Genomic DNA, 23866 nt, shown 5'->3' with positions numbered 1-23866 from the left:
CACCGAACGAACGTCGCAGGGAGGATGGGCGTGAGCCAGCGCGTCGACGACACCACCGGGGAGAGGGCCGGTCAGGAGACCTCGCTCGATCACGGCACCTACGAAGTGCTGCGAGCCAGGCTGGCCGAGCACGCCGCCGAGCTGGCGGGCCGTGCCGCGGCGCTCGACACCCGGCGGCTGGAGGTCTTCGGCGGCTCGGGGCTGCGGCTGCTGGGCACCGGGCGGATCCGGACCGAGCGTCCCATCGTGCCCCGCGACATCGTCGCGGTCGGAGGGGCGCTGCTGTTCGGCGGCAACCCGTCCGGCGGGGCGGCCGGGCCCGAGGCGGGCGTGGACGACGTCTTCTCCGTGCACGGTCTCGCCCCTGCTCCCGCAGCCGACGCCGGCGCCGGGCCGGGCTTCACGCCCGTGCCCGGCGCCCTGCCCGGACTGCTGCGCGACCCCGCGTTCGAGCGGGACTTCGCCGAGATGTACCGCTACTACCGGCAGGCCCGCCTGCTGCGGCTGCGGCGGGTGGAGGGCGGGCTGCTGGCGGTCTTCCAGACCGGCCCCCGCCTGGACGACGTCCGCGTGCTCCGCTGGAACGCGGGGACCGGCGACCAGGTCGGCTACGTCGACAACCAGGGCGAGCGCGAGAACGTCCTGCCCGCGCCGCATGACTTCACCTGGACCGAGACGACCCGCGCGGACCATGTCGACGGCCATATCGCCATCCAGGACGCGGTGCTCGTCAGCACGGTCGGCGGAAGCCTCACCGTCGCGTTCAAGGACGACCCGGACGCCGGATCCGGCGACGACGCCGCCTACCGGGAGCCCCTGGACGAGCGGCTGCAGAGCCTGGCCGATGCCGACGTCCACCACGCCCGGGTGGGCGCGCTGGTCCTGTTGCGCGTCCGCCCGTACAAGGAGAGGGCCTGGCGGCATCTGGTCGTCAACACCCGCGCCGGGACCGTCACCCGTCTGGACGGCATCGAGCCGGCGTGCCGGCGGCTGCCCGACGACCAGGGCATCGTCTTCCCCGGCGGCTACCTCCTCGACACCGGGGCCGCCAAGACCTTCGACCTCGACACGACCGGCCTGGAGTACGAGAGCGTCGTCCGCTCGCCGAACGGCGAGGACGTGCTGTACGTCTTCCACTCCCGTGAGGACGGGCGGTCGCTGCTGCTGTCGTACAACGTGATCCGGAAGGAGGTCGCCGCCCCCATCGTCTGCCACGGGCACGGCCTGTTCGAGGACGGCACGCTGGTGGTGCTGCGGGCGTTCTCGGGCGAGGCCGCCCGCGTCCATCCCGTGCAGGTGTGGCGGACCCCGTTCGAGTCGGACGCGCACGCCGCGTCCCGCCCGGTGGGGACCGGCCCGCTGGAGCGCGTGGGCAACGCCGACCTGGTCCGCGGCATCTCCGGCTGCCTGTCGGTGGTGCGGATGGTCGAGGAGATGGCGCCGTCCACGGCGATGTTCGAGGCGCTCATCGCCGCCTGCGTGCGGGCCGCCGACCTGCACCACTGGCTGGGCGAGGACGAGCTCGGCGACCTGCTGGCGCCGCTCGGGCGGGTGCGGGCGGCGGCCGGGCAGGTGCTGGCCGAGCACGAGAACGTCCGCGCCCTCCGCCGCCAGGCCGCCGAGGCGGTGGACGGGGCGGCCGAAACGGTCGCCGGGCTCGTCCGCGAGGCCCGCGATCGGCCCCTGGACGCGGCGGACGCCTGGATCGGCCGCCTGTCGGACCTGCGCCGCGCCCAAGGGCACCTGGAGACGCTGCGCGAGACGCGGTACGCCGACCGCGCCCGCATCGACGGGCTGGCCGGGGAACTCGCCGCGGCGCAGGACGACACCGGCCGCCGCACCGTGGAGTTCCTGGGCCGGGACGGCGCGTTCGACGGCTACCGGACCGAGATCGACCGGCTCGCCGGCGAGGCCGGGGCCATCGAGTCCACCGCCGGCGCCGGGCCCGTGGGCGACCGCATCGCGGCGCAGGCCGAGGGCCTGGAGATCGTCACCGCGGCGGTCGGCGACCTGGACGCCGCCGACCCCGCCGCCCGCACCGCGATCCTGGAACGGGTCGGGGAGGTGATGGGCGGGCTCAACCGCGCCCGCGCCGTCCTGGACGCGCGCCGCCGCGAGCTGCTGGACCGCGAGGGCCGTGCCGCGTTCGCCGCCGAGTTCGCGCTGCTCGACCAGTCGGTCACCGCGGCCCTGGCCGTCTCCGACGACCCCGAGCGCTGCGACGAGCAGCTCGGCCGGCTGCTGCTCCAGCTTGAGGGCATGCAGGCCCGGTTCGGCGAGTTCGACGACTTCCTGGAGCGGTTGGAGGACAGGCGGACCGACGTCTACGAGGCGTTCTCCACGCGCAGGCAGGCGCTGCTGGACGAGCGGGCCCGCCACGCCGGCCGCCTGGCCGAGTCGGCCGCGCGGATCCTGCCCGCGGTGCAGCGCAAGACCGCCTCCCTGACCTCGCAGGACGAGGTCAACACCTACTTCGCCACCGACGCGATGGTGAACCGCCTGCGCGCGGTGGCCACGGAGCTGCGCGACCTCGGCGAGCACGTCCGCGCCGGGGAGCTGGAGGGCCGGATCCGGGCCGCCCGCCAGGAGGCCGGGCGGGCCCTGCGCGACCGGCTCGACCTGTACGCCGACGGCGGCGAGACCATCCGCCTGGGCGGCCACCGCTTCGCCGTCAACACCCGCCCGGCCGAGCTGACCCTCGTCCCGCACGGCGACACCCTCGCGTTCGCCGTGACCGGCACCGACTACCGCGCCCCCGTCGACGGTGAGGCGTTCCAGGAGACCCGGCCGTTCTGGGACCAGCACCTGGTCTCGGAGACCCCGCAGGTGTACCGGGCCGAGTACCTGGCGGCCTCGCTCCTCCTGGACGCCCAGACCTCCGCCCCCTCGCTCCAGGCCCTGCACGAGGCCGCCGCAGAGGACGCCCTGGACGAGGTCGTGCGGAGGGCGGCGACCGAGCGCTACGACGAAGGCTACGAACGGGGTGTCCACGACCACGACGCGACGCTGCTGCTCACCGAGCTGCTGCGGTTGCACGCCGGGGCGGGCCTGCTGCGCTACCCGTCCGCCGCCCGCGCCGCCGCGCAGCTGTTCTGGGCGTACGGCACCGCCGAGCCCGCGCGCACGGCCTGGACGACCCGCGCCCGCTCGCTGGCCCGCGCCCGCGACGCGTTCGGCCGCACCACCGGCCCGGACGAGCTGTGCGGGGAACTCGCCGCCGGCGTGGCCGCCTTCTGCGAGCGGACCGGCGTCCCCGCCGACCCGCTCGCCGGGGAGTACCTGTTCGAGGAACTGGCGGCGGCCCCGCCCGGGTTCGCCGCCGGCGCGAACGCGCGGACGCTGCTCCGCGACCTGCGCGCCGCGCTCGGCGACGCCGCGGGCGAGGTCGAGCGCGACCTCGCCGCCCTCGGCGACGGCCCGGACACGCTCGCCGCCCGCCACCAGCTCGCCCGCGCCTGGCTCGCCTCGTCCACCGCGGCCGACCCCGACCTTCCCGAGGCCGTCGCGCTCCTGGTCACCGGGACCTCCCTCGCCCGCCACGACGTCACCGCCGACCTGACCGCCGCCGTGGACGGCCTCCTGGGCGCCCACCCCCGCCTCACCGGCTCGCGGAGCCTGGAGCTGCGCCTGGACGAGACCCTCGCGCGGATCCGCGACTTCCGCGCCGTCCGCGTCCCCGCCTTCGCCGCCTACCAGCGCGCCCGCACCGAGCTCGTCGCCGCCGAGCGGAGCCGCCTGCGGCTGGCCGAGCACGCGCCGGGGGTGCTGAGCTCGTTCGTCCGCAACCGGCTGGTCGACGAGGTCTACCTGCCGCTGATCGGCGACAACCTCGCCAAGCAGCTCGGCGCCGCCGGGGACGGCGCGCACACCGACCGCATGGGCCTGCTGCTGCTGATCTCCCCGCCCGGATACGGCAAGACGACCCTCATGGAGTACGTCGCCGAGCGCCTCGGCCTGCTCCTGGTCAAGATCGACGGCCCGGCCCTCGGGCACGCGGTCACCTCGCTCGACCCGGCCGAGGCGCCGAGCGCCACCGCCCGCCAGGAGGTCGAGAAGATCAACCTGGCGCTCGAACTCGGCTCCAACGTCATGCTCTACCTCGACGACATCCAGCACACCTCGCCCGAACTGCTGCAGAAGTTCATCCCGCTGTGCGACGCGCAGCGCCGCGTCGAGGGCGTCCGCGACGGCCGCGGCCGCACCTACGACCTGCGCGGCAAGCGCTTCGCGGTCGTGATGGCCGGCAACCCCTACACCGAGTCCGGCACCCCGTTCCACGTCCCCGGCATGCTCGCCAACCGCGCCGACGTCTGGAACCTGGGCGACGTCCTGACAGGCAAGGACGACCTGTTCGCCGCCAGCTACGTGGAGAACGCGCTCACCTCCAACCCCGTCCTGGCGCCGCTGGCCGCCCGCGACCCCGGCGACCTGGACCTGCTGGTCCGGCTCGCGGGCGGCGACCAGACCGTACGGCCCGACCGGCTCGCCCACCCCTACTCCCGGGACGAGCTCGACCGGATCTCGGCGGTGCTGCGCGGGCTGCTGCGCGCCCGCGAGGTCGTCCTGGCGGTCAACCGGGCCTACATCGCCTCCGCCGCCCAGGCGGACGCCTCCCGTACCGAACCCCCGTTCCGGCTCCAGGGCTCCTACCGCGACATGAACAAGCTCGCCGGACGGATCCTGCCGGTGATGAACGAGGACGAGCTCGACGCCGTCATCGACGACCATTACGCGGCCGAGGCCCAGACCCTCACCTCCGGCGCCGAGGCCAACCTGCTCAAGCTCGCCGAGCTCCGCGGCCGGCTGACCCCGGCGCGGGCCGCCCGCTGGACGGAGGTCAAGGCGGCCCACCGGCGCGAGCGGGTTCTGGGCGGCGCCGGGGACGACCCCGCGGCCCGCGCCGTCGCGGCCCTGGGCCTGCTCGCCGAGCGCGTCGGCGCCGTGGAGGGCGCCATCAACCAGGCCGCGCACCGGTTCGGCAACGGCCACGGCCCCGTCCGCATCCCACCCGAATGACGATCACCGGCGGAAACACAACTGGAACCGGGACGAAACCGGGCATTTCTAGCCTCCGGGCATCCCCTGGAAAGGATCTTGGATGCTCTCGTACCGTTCCGTCGCCGCGTTCACCGCGGGCGCCCTGCTGGCCGGGGCCGCGGCCACCGCGACGCCCGCCGCCGCGGCAGGGCCTCCCGGGCGGCCCGCCGTGCAGGTCGCCGGGCTCGGCGTGACCGACCTGCGCGCGCTGCTGACCCAGCGCAAGACCACCTCCGTCCAGCTCGTCCGCGAGTACCTGCGCCGCATCGACGCCTACGACGGCCCGCGGGGCGAGCGGCCGGGCCTCAGCGCCGTCATCAACGTCAACGGGCGCGCCCTGGGCGAGGCCGCCCGGCTGGACGCCGAGCGCCGCGCCGGACGGGTGCGCGGCCCGCTGCACGGCGTCCCGGTGGTCGTCAAGGACAACTTCGACACCGCCGACATGCCCACCACCAGCGGCTCGGCGGCGCTGCGGGAGCTGCGCCCGCCCGACGACTCCGAACAGATCCGGCGGCTGCGGCAGGCCGGGGCGATCGTGCTGGCCAAGACCAACATGCACGAGTACGCCATGAACATCTACACGATCAGCTCGCTGGGCGGGCAGACCCGCAACCCCTACGACCCGTCCCGCCACCCGGGCGGGTCCAGCGGCGGCACCGGGGCGGCGGTCGCGGCCTCCTACGCCCCGGTCGGCCTGGGCTCGGACACCTGCGGGTCGATCCGCATCCCGGCCGCCCACAACAACCTGGTCGGGCTCCGGCCCACGATGGGCCTGTCCAGCCGGGACGGCATCGCGCCGCTGTCCGGGACCCAGGACGTGGGCGGCCCGATCGGCATGTCGGTCCGCGACGTCGCGCTGGTGCTGGAGGCGACCGCCGGATACGACCCCGACGACCAGGTGACCAAGGCGTCGATCGGCCGCGTCCCCCGCGACTACGAGAAGACGCTGCGCAAGAGCGCGCTCAAGGGCAAGCGGATCGGGGTGTTCACCGACTACTTCGCGACCGCCACCTCCGACGAGCAGGCCACCGCCGCGCTGGTGCGCGCCGCGATCGCCGACATGACCGGGCTGGGGGCCAGGGCCGTGGAGCTGGGCCCGCAACCGGAGATCATGACGGCGGCGGCCGGCGCCAACCGGGTGCGGGACGAGTTCGAACGCGACCTCAACGCCTATCTGGCCTCGTCCGCGCGGGGCCGCCCCGCCCACCTGGCGGCGCTGGAACCGCCCTACGACCAGCTCACGCTGGCCGACATCGCCACGTCCGGGGAGGTCACCCCCAGCGTGCTGTCGACACTGCGCGCCTGGGTGAACAGCCCCGCGCTGCCCAACCCCTCCTACACCGAGAAGCTGCGGCAGCGGGACGTCCTGCGGCAGGGCCTCACCGACCTGATGAAGGCCCACCGCCTGGACGCCGTCGTCTACCCGACCATCGGCAGCCCGCCCACCAAGATCGGGACCACGCAGTCGTACCTCAACTGCCGCCTGGCCGGGTACAGCGGCTTCCCGGCCCTGAGCGTGCCCGCCGGGTTCACCGCCGGAGGGCTGCCGGTGGGGGTCGAGCTGCTGGGCCTTCCGTTCAGCGAGCCGGCCCTGCTGGGCATGGGACACGCCTACGAGCAGGCCACCCGGCACCGCACGCCGCCCGCGGGCACGCCCGCCCTCCCCGCGGCCGGGTAGCCCGTTCACGCTCCACCTTGGAACGCGAGACAGGGACGTCCTGGCGCCCCGCCGGCTGAGCGGGGTCCGGGCAGCGTGAGGACCCGCGGGACGCGGTCGAGGTTGTCCGGACGGTGCAGGACCATGATCCATGCCGCGGCCGGGGCCAGCGCGTGGAGCGAGCCCAGCAGGTGCCGCTCGGAGGCGGTGTCGAGCGCCGAGGTCGCCTCGTCCAGGAACAGCACCGCCGGCCGGCACCACAGGGCCCGCGCGAGATTGACGAGCTGGCGGTGCCCGTGGCCGAGGTCGCCCAGCCGGGTGGACGGGGCGGGCGGGGCCACGCACGCGGCGTCGAACACCCGGCGGACGTGGGCGTGCAGGCAGGGGTCGCCGGGATGCCAGGGGGCGACGAACTCGGCCAGGCCGAGCGGCAGCCGGGGGACGTCGCCCGCGAGGTACTGGACGAGGTCCCGGGTCCGCGCCGACATGCCGTCCGGCGGGCGGCCCGCGATCATGACGCGGCCGGCGGACGGTTCGCGGTAGCCCGACAGGGTTTCCAGCAGCGTGCTCTTGCCCGCCCCCGACGGGCCGCGGATGGCGACGGCGTCCCCGGCCCCGGCCGTCAGCGAGAAGCCCGTGATCAGGTCGGGGCGGTCGCCGACGCGGATCGCGACGCCGTCCGCCACCAGCCCGGAGGCGGCCGCGGTCTCGCCCGTGCCCGACAGCATCGTGCGGTAGAGGCTTCGCGGGGTGTCGGGGACCTCGGCGCGCAGGCGTCGCCATCGGGGGAGGGCTCCGGTCCGTCCCAGCAGGGCGGCCAGCCGGGCGAACTGGCTGAGCAGGGAGTCGGCCTGCCGCAGCGATTCGACCAACCCGGCGGTCTGCCGCGAGCAGGTGAAGGCGACGAACACGAGGAGACCGCTGTCGACGAGGCCGCCGCGGTAGGCGACGGCCCCCCAGAGGGCGGTGAGGAGGACGCACAGGCCCGCCGCGTCGGCACTGATCAGCATGCGCATGTGCAGCATCTGCCAGCGGTGCAGGGCGGCGGCACGGCGGTCGGCGAGCACGTCGAAACGCCGGGACAGGGCCGTGCGTACCGGCGTGGAGAGCCGGTGGCCCGCGCAGCCGGTCGCCGCCGCGCCGAACGCGAGCACCGGTGCGCGCACGGCGGCGGCGAGATCGCTGCCCGCGATCCTGGGCCGCCTCGTGCGCAGGAGCAGGACGAGCAGCCAGACCGTGAGCAGCAGCAGGACGGGCGCCGCCCGCGGCGCGCCGGCGAGCACGATCACGGCCGCCGCGCAGAACTGCACGACACACGTGACGACCTGGAGGTACAACCCGGGGACCTGGCTCTCCAGCACGAAGAAGTCACGGGACAGCCGGCCGATCACCGCCGTCCTGCGCTGGTGCGGCGGCGCGGCGAGAAGCGCGCGGGCGAACGCGTCGTGCAGCCGTCCGGCCGGACGCAGCGGCGGGAAGGAGACCGCGGCTTGGGCGAGGGCCGCCGCGGCGACACCGGTCGCGGTCACCGCGCAGAGCACGCCGAAGGTGTGCGAGGCGCCGCCCGGCTCGATCAGCGCGGCGAACACCAGGTCGGCGGCGACCGCGACGGCGGTGGCCACGAGCAGGCAGAACCCGCCCCTGACACCGAACAGGGCCAGCCCGTTGCGGAGGAGGTCGGCGGGGCGGGGCGGTGTCGAGGGCGCCTCCTCGAACGAGTCGTCCTGCGTGGTCTGCGCCATGTCAGGGACCGGCGCGGGCTCGTCGGCGGACGGGGCGTGACGGGCGGCGGCTCCGGCGGCGGCGTCGCGCAGCCGGGCGAGGAGTTCCGCGCCGAGGACGTCCTCGGCCTCGTCGAGCGAGGTCAGGAGCTCGTCGCGGTTCACCAGCGCGAGGCGGCCCCGCCGGACGAGCAGGAACCGGTCGGCGTACGCGGCCAGTTCCAGCCTCGTGGAGACGAACAGCGTCGTTCGGTCGCCCGGGGCGAGGACCGCCGAAGCCACCGACCGGGCGGACTCCGGATCCAGCGGGGCGAAGATGTCGTCCAGCAGCAGTACGTCCGGTTCGCAGCAGAGAGCCTGGGCGAGCGACAGCCGGGCGACCTGCCCTTCCGAGAGCCGCGTCTCGGTCGTGCTGAGACGGGTGGCGTCGCGTCCGGGACGGTCGGCGAGGAGGGGCAGGAGGCCGCTCATCCGCAGGGCGCGCAGGTACGCTTCCGGCTCGACGGGGCGCCAGAGGGTGACGGACTCGGCGAACGACCCGTCGAAGAGCGGCTGGCCGCGTGCCGCGAGGACGGCCGTCCCACCGCAGGCGACGGCGAAGCGCATCGGCGGCCGGGTGCCTCCCTCCGCCGCGCTCGCGATGTCTTCGAGCAGGGTCGTCTTGCCGCCGCCCGGCAGGCCGACGACCATGATCCGCTCGCCGGGCCGGACCGTCAGCGACGGCCCCTCGTCCGGCCGGAGCAGCACGGTGCCGGGGGCGGCGGGGGCCTGGGACGGGTCCGGGCGTCCCGGGACGGGTGCGAACAGCGCGTCGATCGCGTGCGCGGCGCGGGCGGCGTCGTGCAGGGAGCCGTAGGTCGTGGCGCTCTCCGTGCCCACGGCGACCAGCATGCGGACGATGAGCAGCGCCGACAGCGCCGTGCCGCCGTCGAGACCGCCGCCGCCCAGCAGCAGCACGCCGACGGTCGTGAGCGACACCAGCGGGCCCAGCCCGTTCTGCAGGGTCCTGCTCACCACCGTGGCCCGTGCCCGCTCGCGCATCGTCACGAGCTGCCCGAGCCGGACCTTGTGCACCGCCAGCAGGAACTGCCCTTCGAGGAACTGCCGCCGCAGGGACTGCCAGGAGCAGGCCAGCAGCTCGACGAGCCGGGCCCGTTCGCGGTCCTGGCCGACGTAGGTGAAATCGACCCTGGCCTCCGCGGTGACCGCGACGTGCAGCGCCGCGAGGACGAGGGCCGCCACCGCCACGACGGCCAGCGCGAGCACGCTGGTCCAGAGCACCAGGCAGACCAGCAGCACCACCGCCAGCACGCCGTTCACGGCCAGCTCGGCGACGAGCGCGAGCTGCGAGAGGAACTGCGGATAGGTCACCAGGTACGTGGCCGCCGGACGATCCTCGCCGCCGCCGCCGTCCGGCCCGGCCGCCGCGTCCACCGACTGTAGCCCGTGGAAGACGAGCCGCTGCGTCAGCAGCTCCAGGTAGAGGATGAGATGGCGCAGCCGCCACACCGACACCCAGCGCAGCAGCGCCTCACCCGCCGCCGCCACCGTCAGGACGACCGCGAACCTGACCGCCGACCCCTGGTCGCCGCGGTGGAACGCGGCGACCAGGCGGTCCAGCGACCAGGGCAGCACCGGCGTGACCAGCAGCAGCGGCCCGGACACCGCCAGGTACGCCAGCACCTTGCGGCGGGAGGTCCACAGCGCCGCACGCCACAGCCCGCGGCCCCGGTACCTGCCGGCCAGCTCGTCGGCGGCGGCGCGCACGTCCAGTCCGGCCGCCGCGGCCTCGTCCGGCGACAGCCCGGCGGGCCCGCAGCGGATCCGCCGGTACGCCGACAGGAAGCCCGCGGCGGCCGTCGCCCTCACGGGCCGCCCGTCACGGCCCGCAGGTTGCGGCTGACCAGGTCGGAGCCGGGGTGGACGTCCGCCAGCTCGCGCAGCCTGGCCGCGACCTGGACGGTGGACAGCGGCGGTGAGCCGTTCGCGTCGATCTCCAGGGCGAGCAGCGCGGCCTCGGCCCGCTGCTCGCCGGTGAGCGCCCGCTCGTCCAGCCGTGCCAGCCAGCCGCGCGCGGCCCGGTGCTCGCCGACCTCGATCAGCTCGCGGGACGCGGCCAGCGCGTGCTCGGGCGCGCCCGGGTCCTTGGCGGCCGCTTCCTGGTAGTGGGCGGCGGCCCGCGCGTGGTCGCCCGCCACCGCGTGCAGGTATCCCAGCAGGGCGGGGATCTCGGCGATCGCCGCCGAGCAGCCGTCCGCCGCCCGCGCCGCGGCGAGCGCCTCGTCGTGCCTGCCCCGTTCGGCCAGGAACAGGGCGAGGTCGAGCCAGTACTCGGCGAACCGGGGATCGGTCTCGGCGGCCTGCCGCAGCGCGGACTCCGCCTCGGCCTCACGGCCGCCCGAGGCCGCGCAGACCCTCCCCAGGTTGTTCAGCAGCACCGAGTGATGCTCGCTCGCCTCCAGGCCGCCGGCCACGAGCCGCCGGACGCTGTCGCGCAGCAGTGCGATGGCGCCCTCGCCGTCCCCTTCCTTGTGCAGCACCAGTGCCAGGCCGTTGCGGTTCAGCACCCGTTCCCTGACGATCTCGTCGGAGTCCGGCAGAGGGGAAAGCGCCCGCCATCCCGATTCCAGCAGGTCCGCGGCGGCGCCGACGTCCCGCCACGCCCTCGGGTGGTGCCGCGTGTAGAGCATGGCCAGGCCGTAGGCACCGCGCGCGTGCTGCACGCCGCCCTCACGCATCGCGGCGCGGAACAGCAGTTCGGCCTCACTTGTGCGGTTCTGGAGGAAGAAGGCGCTCGCCATCATGTTGGCCGCCGCACCCGACGGCGCGACGGCGCCGTCCAGGACGGCCTGGGCGAGCCAGAGCCCCGTCCAGGAGTCACCGCAGGACAGGTAGCGCCCCAGCCTGCGGCAGAGCCAGGACCAGTCCGCTTCGCCACGCAGCCCGGCACGGACCCGCGCCATGTCGGCGGCGACCTCCGCGTCCCCGGGGTGCTCCTCCGAGGTGCCGGCTCCCCGCGTTCCCTCCGTCCGCAGGACGACGGGGCCGTAGCGGGAGAGGACGCCGAAGAAGTCGGCGTCGGCCGGGGAGAGCGGCCCGGCCGTGACGACCTCGACCGGGCCGGAGCGCCGGTCGTTCAGCAGCCAGGCGACCGCCCGGAACTCGCGCCGCCCGCGCAGCCGCGTCGGGAAGCGAAGCTGCGACTTGAGACGCTGGCGATCGCCGGGCCAGGTCCCGTCGGGCGTGGTGTGCAGGACGGGGCGCAGCGGCCTGGCCACGGCCGCCACCTCGTCCTCGGTCAGGATTCGGCGGATGAACTCCCGCGCGGCGGCGAACGGAACGTCGCCTCCGGCCGGGATCACAAGATCGTCGGGCACTGCCCGTTTCCTTTCGGCTTTCCGGCGCATGGGCAGGATCCGCGTGGCACGGGCACCGGGAGCGAAGTCCCGGTGCCCGTGCCGGCGGATCAGCGGTTCGGGTCCGCGCAGTGGTTGTAGCCGTACATCAGCGACATCGGCACGGCCGGAAGCCGCAGCGGGTTCTTGAGAAGCGTCATCGGTGCGTTCACCTCCTCGCACGACCAGACCCCGCTCAGTGCGAGGCTCTGCTCATGGGGCGCCACATCCGATGCGGCAGCCGCCACACCGAATGGCGCACCCGATGACGCGGGCCATGGCATGCCCGGTGGCGGCCTCAGAGGGCGTCGGCGAGGCGCTCGCGGAACCGGCTCTCCAGTTCGGCGATCGTGCGGAGGTCGGCCAGGACGCCGGGGCGCGGCCGCCTGCCTCTGGCGATGCTGAGCGCGTTGTAGTGCAGAGTGCGGACAAGCGCCGTCCACGCCGGGACGAGTATCGACTCCGTCCAGGCGCCCACCTGCTCCAGGCCCGCGGAGACCTTGGCGCACCGCGGGGACTGGAGTGAGGCGGCGACCATCTTGCGATTCCGGGCGGCCACCCAGAAATCGTTCTTGTGCGCGTACGTGGCCGACTCGGACAGGCCGGATTCCAGCCATTCGGCCAGGACCGTGAAAGCGTCCGGGCCGGTGGCCCAGCCGTGCGCGGCGACCTCGGGATCGGTGATCCGGCCCTGGACGGTGCGGTGGCACATGAGGCGGCCGAACTCGGCGGCGCCGGCGTCCGCGACCTCGGCGCCGGCGACCTCCAGCCATTGCCACGGGCGGCCGTCCGACCAGGACGGACGGTCCCGGCGGTCGCCCAGGGCCCAGCGTTCGCGGCTGGTCTGCTGCGGGCCGAGCGGCGGCGGCGACCAGGCGAGCGAGCCGATGCCCGTGGACGGGAACGGCCCCGCGAACCCCGGGTGGTGGCGCCCGGCGCCGTCGGTCCAGGTGAAGGGGTCGTCGACCTGGAAGGTTCCGGACGGTCCGTCGGACGAGCCGTCGGACGGGCGCACCAGGAACCAGTGCGGCGCGGTGTCGGAGCCGCCGGCCCCGATCCAGTCGAGATGGGCCGAGCAGCCGGTCACGACGGCGACCCCGCGCGCCTCCGCGTGCCGGGCCATCGCCTCGCCCGCGGCTCGCGGCTCGGTGGCGCCCCGGCGTCGCAGGTCGATGCGGTAGAGGACGCCGTCGCCCACCAGAGGGGTGTGGTGGTGCAGGAACTCGACGAGAGAGCCTGCGCGGCGCACGCCGAGGAACAGTTGCGTGCCCATGGCCAGTTCTTCGGGAACCCCGACTGAACGGAGCAGGCCGGCGGTCGCCGTGCCGTAGCAGGAGAGCAGGTCCCCCCGGACCGGTCCGGTGAGCGTCAGCCTGTCCACGGATCCTCCCAGGAGATGACGAGGGGACGGGCGAGCCAGTCGGGCGGTCCTTCGCAGGCGAGCGCGCCCGCGTAGCCGTCGGGCATCGGCAGTTCGCGCCAGTGGACGCCGTCGAGGGTCCCGGCGTCCGCCTGAGCGAGCGCGGTCGGGGACCGGAAACCCGCGAGCCCCCGGCCGGTGGCCTTGCAGCGTGCCTCGCGGATCGCCCAGGTCCTGGTGAACTGGGCCCGGCCCTCGCCGGGGGGCAACGCGCTGATGCGCGCCCACTCCTCGGCGTGCAGCCAGCGGCGCCCGATGCGTTCCCAGCCGTGCCGGGGCTCTTCCTGGACGTCCAGGCCGAGGGGACCGGGCGTGCCCAGCGCGATCGCGAGGAGGTCGCCGCTGTGCGAGATGTTGAAGTCCACGTTCCAGCGATCGCCGTTGGGATGCGCCAGGTAGGGGCGTCCCGCACGGCCGCGGCGCAGCGTGCGGGGGGCGTCCAGGCCCAGCCGGTCGGCGGCGGTCTGCAGGATCTCGGCCGTGGCGGCGGTGCCGGTGGCCACGAGGACGATCGCCGCCGTCCGCTCGACGGGCATGAACGTGCTCAGGCGGCGGCCCACGCGGACGCGGCCGGACGCGGTAGTAACACTCTGAGGGGGCGACCCCTCAGACTCCCCGGCAAGAGCACGACTGACCATCACCCTCCACTCCGCTGGCGCTCCGCTCCGGGCGCCGGTCAGTCCTCCTGCGGGCACAGCGCCAGGACCTTCGCCACGTGCTCGTATTCGGTGACGTCGAAGGGCAGGTCGATCACGACCGTGCGGACGTCCAACTCCCGGTAGGCGCGCAGCGCCGCCGCGACGGTCTCGTACGAGCCGACCAGCTTCGGGCAGTCGATGCCGATCCGGCCGGCCCCGTACCACAGGCACTCGTCGCGGCGAGGCGCCTCGGCGGCCAGCGACAGGTTCGCCCGGTGCTGGGAGGAGGTGATCTGCCGCTCGAAGACCTTGCGGGTCAGCGCGTCGCGCCGGGTCCCGGCGTGGTGCCGGTGCGCCGTCTCCCACGCCTCCTCGTCGGTGTCCCGGGCGACGATCCCGACGAGCATGGCGAGCCCGCCCTCCAGCCCGCCCGCCGCCAGCCGGTCCCGCTCCTCGGCGAGGTCGGCGCGGGGCTTGGCCATGACGAGGGCCCGGTCCAGCCGGGGCAGCAGCGCCGCGATCCCGTCCGACCGGGACCCGGGGGCCAGGACGCGCGGCGCCAGCGCCGGGTCGGGCACCGGTTCGGGAGGCGCGATCCGGATCCGGTACCGGGAGCCGGTGTACGGTTCGCCGCGCAGGACGCCGCCCAGCGCGCCGACGAAGTCGGCCATGCGCTCGTACTTGCCGCCGGGATCGGGCTCCAGGCCGAGGGCCTCCAGCTCGCCCGTCTTGGCGCCCGCGACCACGTTGAGGTTGACCCGCCTGCCGTACAGGTGGACGAGCCCGGCGAGGGCCCGCGCCGCGACGGCCGGGTGCGTCAGCGCCGGGTTCACCGCCACGATCGGTTCCAGGGTCGTGCTGCGGGACAGGACGAGCTGCCCGGCGACCCACGGGTCCAGGGACTGCCAGAAGTCGTAGATGAGCATCGCGGCCGCGCCCAGCCGCTCGGCCGCCCGGCAGTGGTCGGCCACGACCTCGGCGTACTTGTCGCCGGGGCCGGGGGCGCCGGCGAAGACGTCGCCGTGCGCCGGGCAGATGGTGAACGTCTCCATCGCGCCTTCGCCTTCCCTCTCTCAGCCGCGGCCCAGCGGCCCCGCGGCGGGGAACGAGCACGCGGCGGCGTCGAGCAGCCCGAGCTTCCCGTTCGCCCGCAGCAGCCGCCGGTTGCCGTACATCAGGCTCGCCGACCGCAGATCCCGGAACACCCGCTCCAGGACGAGGCCGCCGCCCGCCTGGTAGCCCAGTCCCAGGCCCGCGACCTCCATCAGCTCGTCGACGGCGGCGAAGGCGTGCTCGGACACGGCCACCTTCACGTTGTTGATCATGATCTGGAAGGACGGCCGGTCCCGCTCCGCGCCGTCGTGCAGCTCGTACTCGCGCAGCCCCGCGACCGCCATCGCCTCGGCGACGTCCAGATGGCGGCGGGCGACGGCGACCCGGTCGAGCACGTCGTCGTCGCGCCGCAGCCGGGGGCCGCCCGCGGCGGGGCGGCGCAGGTGGCCCACCACGTGCCGGACGGCCTCGCGGGCCGCCCCCGTCCAGGCCGCCGCCCAGCCCAGATGGCCGAGCGGCGCCATCGTCCTGGACGCCAGCCGCGCGAACCCGCCCGGCGGCTCGATCAGATGGTCGGCGGGGACCTCCGCGTCGATGGACATCGACACGTTGCACGTGCCGCGCATGCCCAGCATCGCCAGCGGCGCCACGACCTTGGGGGACGCGAGCGCGCGGGGGCAGTACACCAGCACCACGTCATCGGGGGCGGAGTCCTCGGACCGGCGCATGGTGACCAGGAACGCGTCCGCCCGCGCCCCGCCCGACACCACGGGCGCGTCCCGGTGGAAGCGCAGCATCCCGTCCCGGTCGTCCAGGGCGGCGGTGGCGGTCATCATGTGCCCGCCCTTGGCCGCCTCGGTGGTGATCGAGCCGAGCAGCGCCTGCTCGGCGGCGACGGCGCGCAGCACCCTCGACCGGAGCGGCTCGGCGGCGTACCCGTCGATCACCGCCACCTGCTGGCAGTGCATCACCCACAGCACCGCGAGCCCGAGGCACTGCCCGCCCAGCTCGCCCGCCACCTTCATGAACGCCGCGGTGCCCGCACCGGCGCCGCCGTACTCGGCCGGCACCGTGTACGACATCAGCCCGTGCTCGCGCAGCAGGCCGATGCCGAGGCCGTCGGGATCGCCCGTGGTGTCGATGAGCCCGGCCAGATCGGACAGCCGGCCGGTCAGCGCGGCGAGGTCGGGCCCGCCGGTCACGGCCGCGCGCCCTCGGCCGCGTGCGCCGACACCACGGCCCAGATCGTGTCGGCGGTGGCGAAGACCTCGTCGGTGAACGCCTCGTCGGGAAAGGTGAAGTCGAACGCCTCCTCCAGGTCCATCACCAGGTCGACGGCCCGCATCGAGTTGAGGCCGAGCGTGCGCAGGTTGACGTCCGGGGCGATCTGGTCGACCGTCTCCACCGCTCCGAGGTGGCCCAGCAGCACCCGCAGGAAGTCATCGTGCCTGTCCGTCATCGCATCTCCGCTCTGTCACCTCTGTCACCGGTGAGCCCGCCGTCCGGCCGGGCGGCCGGGAGTTCGCCGTACCGCAGGTCCAGGCGCAGCGCCGACCGCACGCCCCGGGCGTCCACGCTGACCTCCGCGGGCGCGGTCCGGCCGAGGAACGCCACCAGGCTCGCGGTGAGCCCGTAGGCGCCGACATTCGGGATGACCAGCAGGTCACCGGGCCGGACGCCGGGCAGCTCCGCCCGCTGGTTGAGCAGGTCCAGGGCGGTGCAGAGCGGTCCCGCCAGCACCGTGCGGGACGCCGCTCCCGAGCCGCCGGCGCCGTTCGCGCCGGGGGCGGGCAGCGCCTCGGCCATGATCGGCGGGACGCGGCGCAGGCCCTGCATGCCGCCGAGCGCGTTGATGCCGCCGTCGGCGATCACGAACCGGGTGCCCTGGCTGGTCTTCACGTCCTGGACGCGCACGACCAGCGCACCGCAGCCGCACACCAGATAGCGTCCCGACTCGAACGCCACGACCGGCGGAGGACCACCGAACCCGCCCAGCGCCTCGGTGATCCGGCCGGCCAGGCCCGGCCACGGCGGGCGGGTTCCCGGCCGGGCGTACGGATGACCGAACCCGCCGCCGAGGTCGATGATCTCCAGGCGCAGGCGGAGCGCCTCCTGCGCCTGCCGCACGGCGTCCAGGGCCACCTCGAACCAGGTCGCGAGCCGCTCGACGTCGTCGATGTTGGTGCCGGCGTAGACGTGGTAGCCGACCAGCTCCACCCCGTCGGCGCGGAACCGGTCCGGCTGCTCGCGCACCCACGCCACGTCCGCGCCGAACTGCGAGGGCGCGCCGCCCATCGCCAGTCCGGCGCCGCGCGGGTAGTCCGCCGGGTTGAGTCGCAGGATCGCCTTGGCCGCCGTCCCCGCGCGCCGTGCGCACCGGCCCAGCCTGGCCAGGTCGGTCGGGGAGTCGACCGAGAAGAGGCCGACACCGCGGGCGAGCGCGTGGTCCAGCTCGGTCTCGGTCTTGGCCGGTCCCGTGTACAGGCAGGCCGACGCGTCCGCGCCGGAGTCCAGCGCGGTGTCCAGCTCGCTGGGGCTGCACACCTCGGCACGGGCGCCGAGGTCCAGCAACTCCCGTACCAGGGGCGGGTGGGGGTTGGCCTTGAGGGAGTAGAAGAGGTGACTGCCGGTCGGCAGGGCCCCGGACAGGTCGGCGTACGCGGCACGCAGCTCGTCCAGGTCGTAGACGTAGAGCGGGGTGCCGTACTCGGCGGCCAGCCGTTCCAGCCGCTCCGGCCCCAGGGAGCTCACACCGGCCTCCCGGATCCGGCCAGGGCGCGCACGGCGGGCCCGTCCACCTTGCCGTTGCGGTTCAGCGGCAGCCGGTCGACCGGCACGATCAGGTCCGGCACCTTGTACCACTCCAGGTGCTTCTGCAGTTCGACCCGCACCTGCATGGCGGTCAGCTCCGTCACCACCGCCAGCACCGGCGGATCGTCGCCGCGGGCGGCGGCGCAGTACGCCTCCAGGACGCCCGGGACCTCCTCGGCCGCCATCGCCACCTCGGTCGCCGACACGCGGAACCCGTTGGACTTGTAGATGTCGTCGTCGCGGCCCTGGAAGTAGAGGTAGCCCTCGTCGTCCAGCCAGCACTGGTCGCCGGTGAACAGCGCCACCTCACCGTTGGGCCCCCAGGGCCGGAACCGCAGCGCCGTGCCCTCGGGGTCGCCCCAGTAGCCCTGGGTGACGTGGGGGCCGCGCACGACCAGCTCACCGACCTCGCCCGGCGCGAGCGGGCGACCCTCGGGGTCCACGATCACGCATTCGGTGTCGTCCAGGGGACGGCCGACCGAGCCGGGTTTGCGCGGTAGTTCCTCCGGCAGCAGGATCGAGATGCGCTTGCACTCGGTGAGCCCGAACATCAGGAAGACCTCGAGCCGCGGGTAGCGGTCCCGCAGGCGGCCCAGCAGGTCCGCCGACATCGCCGCGCCGGTGTTGGTGAGGACGCGCAGCGGCGGCAGGGCGCCGGGGGAGCGGCGCGACAGCCGGTCCAGGTTGTGCGCCAGCCCGGGGACCGACGGAAGCACGGTGATGCCGTGCCGGTCGAGGAAGTTCAGCAGCCCGGGTCCGGCGTCGGTCCCCTTGCCCCACACCAGCGGGCAGCCGGCGATCATGCTCAGCAGGATCTGGTAGACGCCGTAGTCGAAGGCCAGCGGCAGCACGCAGCCGATGACGTCGTCCTCGCGCAGCCGGAACCGCCGCGCGATCGCGTGCGCCGCGAAGACCATGTTCCGGTGGGTGCCCGCGACGCCCTTCGGTCGGCCGGTCGACCCGGAGGTGTAGAGCACGCTCACCAGGTCGCGGGAGATCGGGCCGGGCCGCCACGGCTCCGGGGGCGGTGCCGGACGGCCGAAGCACGGCGGCGCCGCCACGGGAAGCCCCAGCGACACCGCGGTCCGCCTGGCCGGGCTGTCACGTTCCGCCAGCACCAGGACGGGCTCGCAGTCGCGCATCACATGCCCGGCCGCGTACTCGGTGGTGTCGCCGTTCATGAGCACGTAGACGCCGCCGAGCCGGGCCACCCCGAACATCATCGCGATGGCGTCGACGAACTCGTCGATCACCACGACCACCCGGTCGCCGCGGCCGGCGCCGAGCCGCCGCAGCTCGGCCTCGGCGACCAGGGAGGCGTCCCTGAGCTCGGCGAAGCGGCACCGGCGTTCCCCGCTGACCAGCGCGAGCCGGTCCGGCCACCGGCCGGCGGCGCGGTCGAGCATGTCCGGGAGGGTGGCGACCTCGCGCCCTGGCGGGGTGAACGCGGTCATGGCGCGGCGCCTTCCCGCAGGGCCGGGGCCACCAGGACCTCGGCGATCCGGGCGGGCGTCTCGAACGACTCGGGAGTGATCAGCTCGTCGGGCAGGGGCCGTTCCAGCTCGGCCTCCAGCCCCTCCACGACGGCCGCGAGGGCCAGCGAGTCGAATCCGGGCACCTCGAACAGGGGCGTCTCGGCGGTCAGGTCGGCCTCGTCGCCGAGCACCGCCTGCAGCACCCGGTTCACCAGATCCACGGCCGGTGAGCGCGTGGGCGTCATCAGTGCGTACCTCCCAGGGCGGAACGAGCGATCTTTCCCGTCGAGGTCGTCGGCAGCTCCCGGTGGACGGTCACCGTGGCCGGGACCATGTAGGCGGGCACCTGCCCGGCCAGCCACCGGCGCAGCGCGGGCGGCGTCAGCGGCGCCGCCCCGTCCGGGCCCGTGGTGAGGCCCGTGGTGAGGCCCGTGTTGAGGCCCGCGTCCAGGACGACGTGCGCCTGCAGCACCGTCCCGAACTCGGCGTGGGGGATCGGGCGGACCACAGCCTGGACCACCTGCGGGTGCCTGAGCACGGCCGCCTCCACGTCGCCGAGCTCGACTCGGAACCCGCGCGTCTTGACCATCCCGTCGCGGCGCCCCTGGAACCGCAGGACGCCCGCGCCGTCCGCGCTCGCGAGGTCGCCGGTGCGGTAGTAGACGCGCTCGCCGCCGTCGGAGGCGAAGGGCACCAGGGCGCGGGACGTCCGCTCCGGATCGTTGAGGTAGCCCGGTGTCACCGAAGGGCCGGACACCAGCAGTTCGCCCTCGGCGTCGGCCGAACGGAGCACGCCGTCCTCCCCGAGCAGCCTTACCTCGGTGCCGGGGACGGCGGAGCCGATGGGCATCCTGTCGCCCTCCAGCAGGGCGGGGGTCACCCACTCCCAGGTGACGACGTTGGTCTCGACCGGGCCGTACAGGTTCGCGACCTGGGCGTCCTCGGGGAGCGCCGCCACCAGCGCGCGCAGCCGGGGCACGTGGAACTCCTCCCCGGCGTACAGGAGCCGCCGGAGCCGGGGGAGGCCGTCCTCGGCCAGACCGGACCGCTGCAGCAGCGAGTTGAGCGCGGACGGCACCGCGTAGAGCGCGGTGATCTCGCGCTCGCGCAGGAACCGGTACGCCGACGCGGGGAACATCACCGTGCGCTCGTCCATCAGATGCAGGCACCCGCCGGAGACGAGCGTGACGAACACGTCGTAGACCGGGAGGTCGAAGTGCAGCGGCGCGTGCTGGGCCACCTGGTCGCCCGGCCCGAGGGGGAAGGCGGCGGCGGCCCAGTCGACGAAGTAGCCGGCGTTCGCCCTGCTGATCATCACGCCCTTGGGGGTACCGGTCGACCCCGAGGTGTAGAGCACGTACGCCAGGTCGTTGCGGGCGATCTCCGCCGACCCGGCCGCGGCGCGGCGCGCCACCCGCAGATCGTCGCCGAGGAGCGTTGCCGGCAGGCCCGGCAGGCCGCCGAACTCCTCCTCCGGCCAGTCATCGGCGGCGCCGGCCGAGACGACCAGCAGCCGGGGGTCGGCGTCGGCGAGGATCTGCAGGCGGCGCCGCGGCGGCGCGCCGGGATCGATCGGCACGTAGGGGACCCCGGCGATCAGGCAGGCCAGCATCATCACGATCGCCCGGTGGCTCTTGCGGATGCTCAGCCCCACGCACTCGCCGGGGCCGACGGCCGCGGCGATGGCGTCCGCGGCGCCGGTGGCCAGCGCGAGGCACTCGCCGTAGGTCAGGCTCAGCCCGTCACCCCGGACGGCCTCGTCCCCCGGCCGGGCCTTGGCGGTCTCGACGAACCGGCGCGCGATGTCGAACCGGGGGTTCATCCGGGCCTCCCCGGCACGGCGAACCGGGCGACGAGCTCGGCGGCCAGCGCCGCCTCCGCCGCTGCCGCCGCCTCCACCAGGCCCGCGAGACTGTCGTTCGGCCGCCGCCCGGCGCGCATCCGCCGCAGCGCCAGATAGGCGAACCGGTTCACCTCCGCCCACCGGGGGACGATCTCGGCCCGGAACCGCGCGGCCACCTCGGCCGCCTCGGCCGCGCCGCCGCCGGGCTCCGCGGCGAGATCGTCGAGCCAGGTGGCGTAGAGGCCGCGGCGGCGCTCGATCGTCCAGCACGCCTCGCAGAACGCCTCGAAGTCGCCCACCTCGACGCCGGCATGGCAGTAGTGCTCGGCGAACGGCCGGTACGAGGCGAAGCCGTTCCCATCCGCGAGCGCGGCGATGTTCGCCTGGAACAGGGCGGTCCGGTCGATCGCCGCGGTCGGCGGCACCGGGCGCAGCGTGACGACCCGGGTCGCCGGATCCCCTTCCAGGACGGCCAGGAGGTCGCGGTCCACGACGGCCTCCAGCGGGCGCGCGTCGCCCCACTCGGTGCGGTTGTCGTAACCGTCGACCACCCGGAGCTCCTCGCCGGCGGCGGTGACGGCGAAGCTGTGCTCGACGTGCTTGCGGCCCGCGTACGGGCACCAGGGCAGCAGGTAGGCGTCGGTGACCACCATGGGCGACTCGCCGCGGTCCAGCGCCGTCCGGCAGGTCTCGGCCAGCCGTCCCGGGCCGGGACGCCCGGTGTGCGGCCGGAGCCCGGCGAGCGCGGCGCACCGGTCGTCGACGGGCTCGAAGTCCAGGCGGGGCGCCCCTTCCCCGCCGGGGTCGAAGGCGAACCACCACTGGGAGCCCAGGACGGAGCGGACGTCGCGGCGGCCGCGGGCCAGCAGGGACATCGCGAGCGTCACCTCCCAGCAGTCCAGGAGGCGGCTGTCCAGGCCCGACTCCGCGAGCAGGCCGGGGGATGGGGTCGGCGAGGATGTCATGGGCAGTCGCTCCGCTCCAGCCGGTCGAACCGCTCGCGGACCCAGTTCAGCATCCGGAGCAACTCGACGGATCCGGGCGCCGGGTCATGTCCGGGCGCGCTTTCCGGGGTCGCCTCCAAGGGCATGGCTCCGACCGAGGCCCAGCACAGCCGGCCGTCTTTCCCGAGGTACGTGCGGGCCCGGTTCTTATTGTCATGGTGCAGGCAGTAAGGGACGTCCAGAAAACCGCGGCGGAAGCCTTCGAGCAAAGCCGCGCCGAGATCGTCGGAAAGGGCGAGAACCGTCTCGATCAGCGTCCGGGCCTCCCGGTACACAGTGGAACGGTGCACATCGCCGTTCCGGAAAGCGGCGCCGGGGGAGGCGTCCTGAAAACGCGCCGCCGCGGCGTGCGCGTCCTTGAGCGCCGCGACGTTGTCCTCGACGCTCGGAATGCGGAAGGCTTCGGCCCGCGTCTTCAGGACCAGGCGTTCGGTGCCGGTGGCCACGGCCAGCCTGACGCTTTCCCTGAGGAGCGCCGCGGCGCCATGTCGCGTTCGCGGAAAAACCCCCATGTAGGTGTACAGGACCACGTGCCAGTCCAGGTCTCCGAGAAATTCCCCGGCGAGCGTCCGCAAGGCGGCCAGCGCCTCGGCGTCCTGTCCGGAATCGGTCTGCTGCGCGTAGCTGAGCGAGACGCTGCGCAGGCCGTGCTGGCGGAAGAAGAGGCATTCCAGGACGTCCAGCGCCACCAGGAGCGAGGGCGGGCAGAGCTGGCCCAGCATGCAGCCGCCGAAGCTCTCCAGATGGGCGTCCGGATGCCGGGCGAGCATCGCGCACGCCCGCGCCCAGTCCGCGACCGCCTCGGCCAGCGGCACCCGGCTGTAGGGCAGGCAGTAGGAGACCGGCCCGCCTTCGGTGGCGGTCAGGCCGCACTCCAGCGCCGCCGCCACGAGCGCCGACGGCAGGGCCGAGCCGTGCCGGACCTGCACCGGGAAATCGGCGCCCGCGATCCCGGCGAGCACCCGCTCCGTCACCTCCGGAGGGTGCGTGACCAGCGGGTATCCGTTCAGCTCGGTGCCGCCCGCCAGCGCGATCGCCGCCTGCTCGTGCGCCCCCACGCGGGTGAAGCTGTCCACGGTGATCGTGCCGACCGTGCGTGGTCCGGCGGCCCGCACCGCGGCCAGCCCGCGCCGCATCTCGGCGGGCGCGCCGAAGCCCATCCTCGGCTGGAGCACCAGTTCCCCGGCCCGGGACCGTTCCGCGACGAACGCGCCGAAACGCTGCCCGGCCGCCGTCGCCGCGGGCGGCCGTTCAGCGGGCATCCGCGACGCCCCGGACGGCCGGCGAATCCAGGAAGAGACCGAAATCCGGCAGCGCCGAATCGCCGGTGAAGACCGCCTCATAACCGAGCCGGGTGAGGCTCGCGACCACCTTCTCCTGGTCCATCCGCCCGGTGGTCAGCATTCCCCCGATGACGGCGGGCACGTCCGACTCCCGCCGGACACTGGCGATCAACTCGGCGCCCTCGGTATGGCCGTGCCCGTTGACCGAACTCACCACGAGGAGATCGGGGCGGAGCCCGCGGCACGCGTCGAGCACGAGGGGAATCGGCGTGCACGCCCCGAGATTCCGGACGGCGAATCCGGCCTCCTCCAGCACCAGTTGCAGGAACACCAGATTCCAGGTGTGCGAGTCGGAGGGCGTCGAGGTCACCAGCGCGATGCCGGGACGTAGGAGGGCAGGGAGGTCCGGATTCCGTGGGAGCTCGACCATGACGTTCCTTACGTGCGCACCGGATATCGGTCGGTCGGCACAATCCGATGCCGGTTGACACACCGGCACCATCTTTGTCTCGGTCCCAGTCATCATCGG

16 protein-coding genes are annotated in these 23866 nt (G+C 74.6%); 2 read left to right on the top strand and 14 right to left on the bottom strand.

The window, feature by feature from the left end:
• Positions 1-30: 30 nt before the first annotated feature.
• Both ACFPZN_RS02435 and ACFPZN_RS02430 read left to right on the top strand, forming a co-directional pair.
• Complete coding sequence (locus ACFPZN_RS02435; protein ID WP_378279661.1) at positions 31-5016, top strand: DNA repair ATPase; 4986 nt, start codon at positions 31-33, stop codon at positions 5014-5016.
• Positions 5017-5098: 82 nt separating this feature from the next.
• Complete coding sequence (locus tag ACFPZN_RS02430; protein ID WP_378279659.1) at positions 5099-6715, top strand: amidase; 1617 nt, start codon at positions 5099-5101, stop codon at positions 6713-6715.
• A 5-nt stretch (positions 6716-6720) separates the two neighbouring features.
• On the opposite strand, the gene ACFPZN_RS02425 is transcribed toward ACFPZN_RS02430, so the two are convergent.
• The 14 genes from ACFPZN_RS02425 to ACFPZN_RS02360 all read right to left on the bottom strand — a co-directional run bounded on the left by ACFPZN_RS02425 (position 6721) and on the right by ACFPZN_RS02360 (position 23767).
• Positions 6721-10284 (bottom strand): ATP-binding cassette domain-containing protein, encoded by a 3564-nt coding sequence (locus ACFPZN_RS02425; protein ID WP_378279657.1) that lies wholly within the window; start codon positions 10282-10284, stop codon positions 6721-6723.
• Complete coding sequence (locus ACFPZN_RS02420) at positions 10281-11792, bottom strand: tetratricopeptide repeat protein (protein ID WP_378279656.1); 1512 nt, start codon at positions 11790-11792, stop codon at positions 10281-10283. The genes ACFPZN_RS02425 and ACFPZN_RS02420 overlap by 4 nt, the downstream gene beginning before the upstream one ends.
• Before the next feature lie 316 nt (positions 11793-12108).
• The gene (locus ACFPZN_RS02415; protein WP_378279654.1) at positions 12109-13191 is read right to left on the bottom strand and encodes a hypothetical protein; all 1083 of its coding nucleotides are present in this window, start codon (positions 13189-13191) and stop codon (positions 12109-12111) included.
• Complete coding sequence (locus tag ACFPZN_RS02410) at positions 13179-13766, bottom strand: 4'-phosphopantetheinyl transferase family protein (RefSeq protein WP_378279652.1); 588 nt, start codon at positions 13764-13766, stop codon at positions 13179-13181. The genes ACFPZN_RS02415 and ACFPZN_RS02410 overlap by 13 nt, the downstream gene beginning before the upstream one ends.
• 140 nt (positions 13767-13906) lie before the next feature.
• A complete protein-coding gene (locus ACFPZN_RS02405) occupies positions 13907-14920 on the bottom strand; it encodes an LLM class flavin-dependent oxidoreductase (RefSeq protein ID WP_378279650.1) in 1014 nt (337 codons plus the stop codon).
• A gap of 21 nt (positions 14921-14941) precedes the next feature.
• On the bottom strand, positions 14942-16123 hold the full coding sequence (locus ACFPZN_RS02400) for an acyl-CoA dehydrogenase family protein (RefSeq protein WP_378279648.1): 1182 nt from the start codon (positions 16121-16123) through the stop codon (positions 14942-14944).
• Positions 16120-16380 carry a phosphopantetheine-binding protein gene (locus tag ACFPZN_RS02395; protein ID WP_378279646.1) on the bottom strand — a complete coding sequence of 87 codons (261 nt, stop codon included), beginning with the start codon at positions 16378-16380 and terminating at the stop codon, positions 16120-16122. Before ACFPZN_RS02395 ends, ACFPZN_RS02400 begins: the two co-directional genes overlap by 4 nt.
• Positions 16377-17672 (bottom strand): type III PLP-dependent enzyme domain-containing protein, encoded by a 1296-nt coding sequence (locus ACFPZN_RS02390; protein WP_378279644.1) that lies wholly within the window; start codon positions 17670-17672, stop codon positions 16377-16379. Before ACFPZN_RS02390 ends, ACFPZN_RS02395 begins: the two co-directional genes overlap by 4 nt.
• Positions 17669-19186 carry a class I adenylate-forming enzyme family protein gene (locus ACFPZN_RS02385; RefSeq protein ID WP_378279642.1) on the bottom strand — a complete coding sequence of 506 codons (1518 nt, stop codon included), beginning with the start codon at positions 19184-19186 and terminating at the stop codon, positions 17669-17671. The genes ACFPZN_RS02390 and ACFPZN_RS02385 overlap by 4 nt, the downstream gene beginning before the upstream one ends.
• Complete coding sequence (locus ACFPZN_RS02380; RefSeq protein ID WP_378279640.1) at positions 19183-19452, bottom strand: acyl carrier protein; 270 nt, start codon at positions 19450-19452, stop codon at positions 19183-19185. The genes ACFPZN_RS02385 and ACFPZN_RS02380 overlap by 4 nt, the downstream gene beginning before the upstream one ends.
• Positions 19452-21029, bottom strand: coding sequence for an amino acid adenylation domain-containing protein (locus ACFPZN_RS02375; protein WP_378279638.1), 1578 nt, complete (start codon positions 21027-21029; stop codon positions 19452-19454). Before ACFPZN_RS02375 ends, ACFPZN_RS02380 begins: the two co-directional genes overlap by 1 nt.
• On the bottom strand, positions 21026-22015 hold the full coding sequence (locus ACFPZN_RS02370) for a hypothetical protein (protein WP_378279636.1): 990 nt from the start codon (positions 22013-22015) through the stop codon (positions 21026-21028). Before ACFPZN_RS02370 ends, ACFPZN_RS02375 begins: the two co-directional genes overlap by 4 nt.
• A complete protein-coding gene (locus ACFPZN_RS02365) occupies positions 22012-23316 on the bottom strand; it encodes a methylaspartate mutase (protein WP_378279634.1) in 1305 nt (434 codons plus the stop codon). Before ACFPZN_RS02365 ends, ACFPZN_RS02370 begins: the two co-directional genes overlap by 4 nt.
• Complete coding sequence (locus ACFPZN_RS02360; RefSeq protein ID WP_378279632.1) at positions 23306-23767, bottom strand: cobalamin B12-binding domain-containing protein; 462 nt, start codon at positions 23765-23767, stop codon at positions 23306-23308. The genes ACFPZN_RS02365 and ACFPZN_RS02360 overlap by 11 nt, the downstream gene beginning before the upstream one ends.
• Between the last annotated feature and the right edge of the window lie 99 nt (positions 23768-23866).

It is taken from the genome of Actinomadura rugatobispora (assembly GCF_042656285.1).
GTDB lineage: Bacteria > Actinomycetota > Actinomycetes > Streptosporangiales > Streptosporangiaceae > Spirillospora > Spirillospora rugatobispora.
Note: the sequence above shows the minus strand (reverse complement) of the source record. Positions and strands in the feature narration are given on the sequence as shown.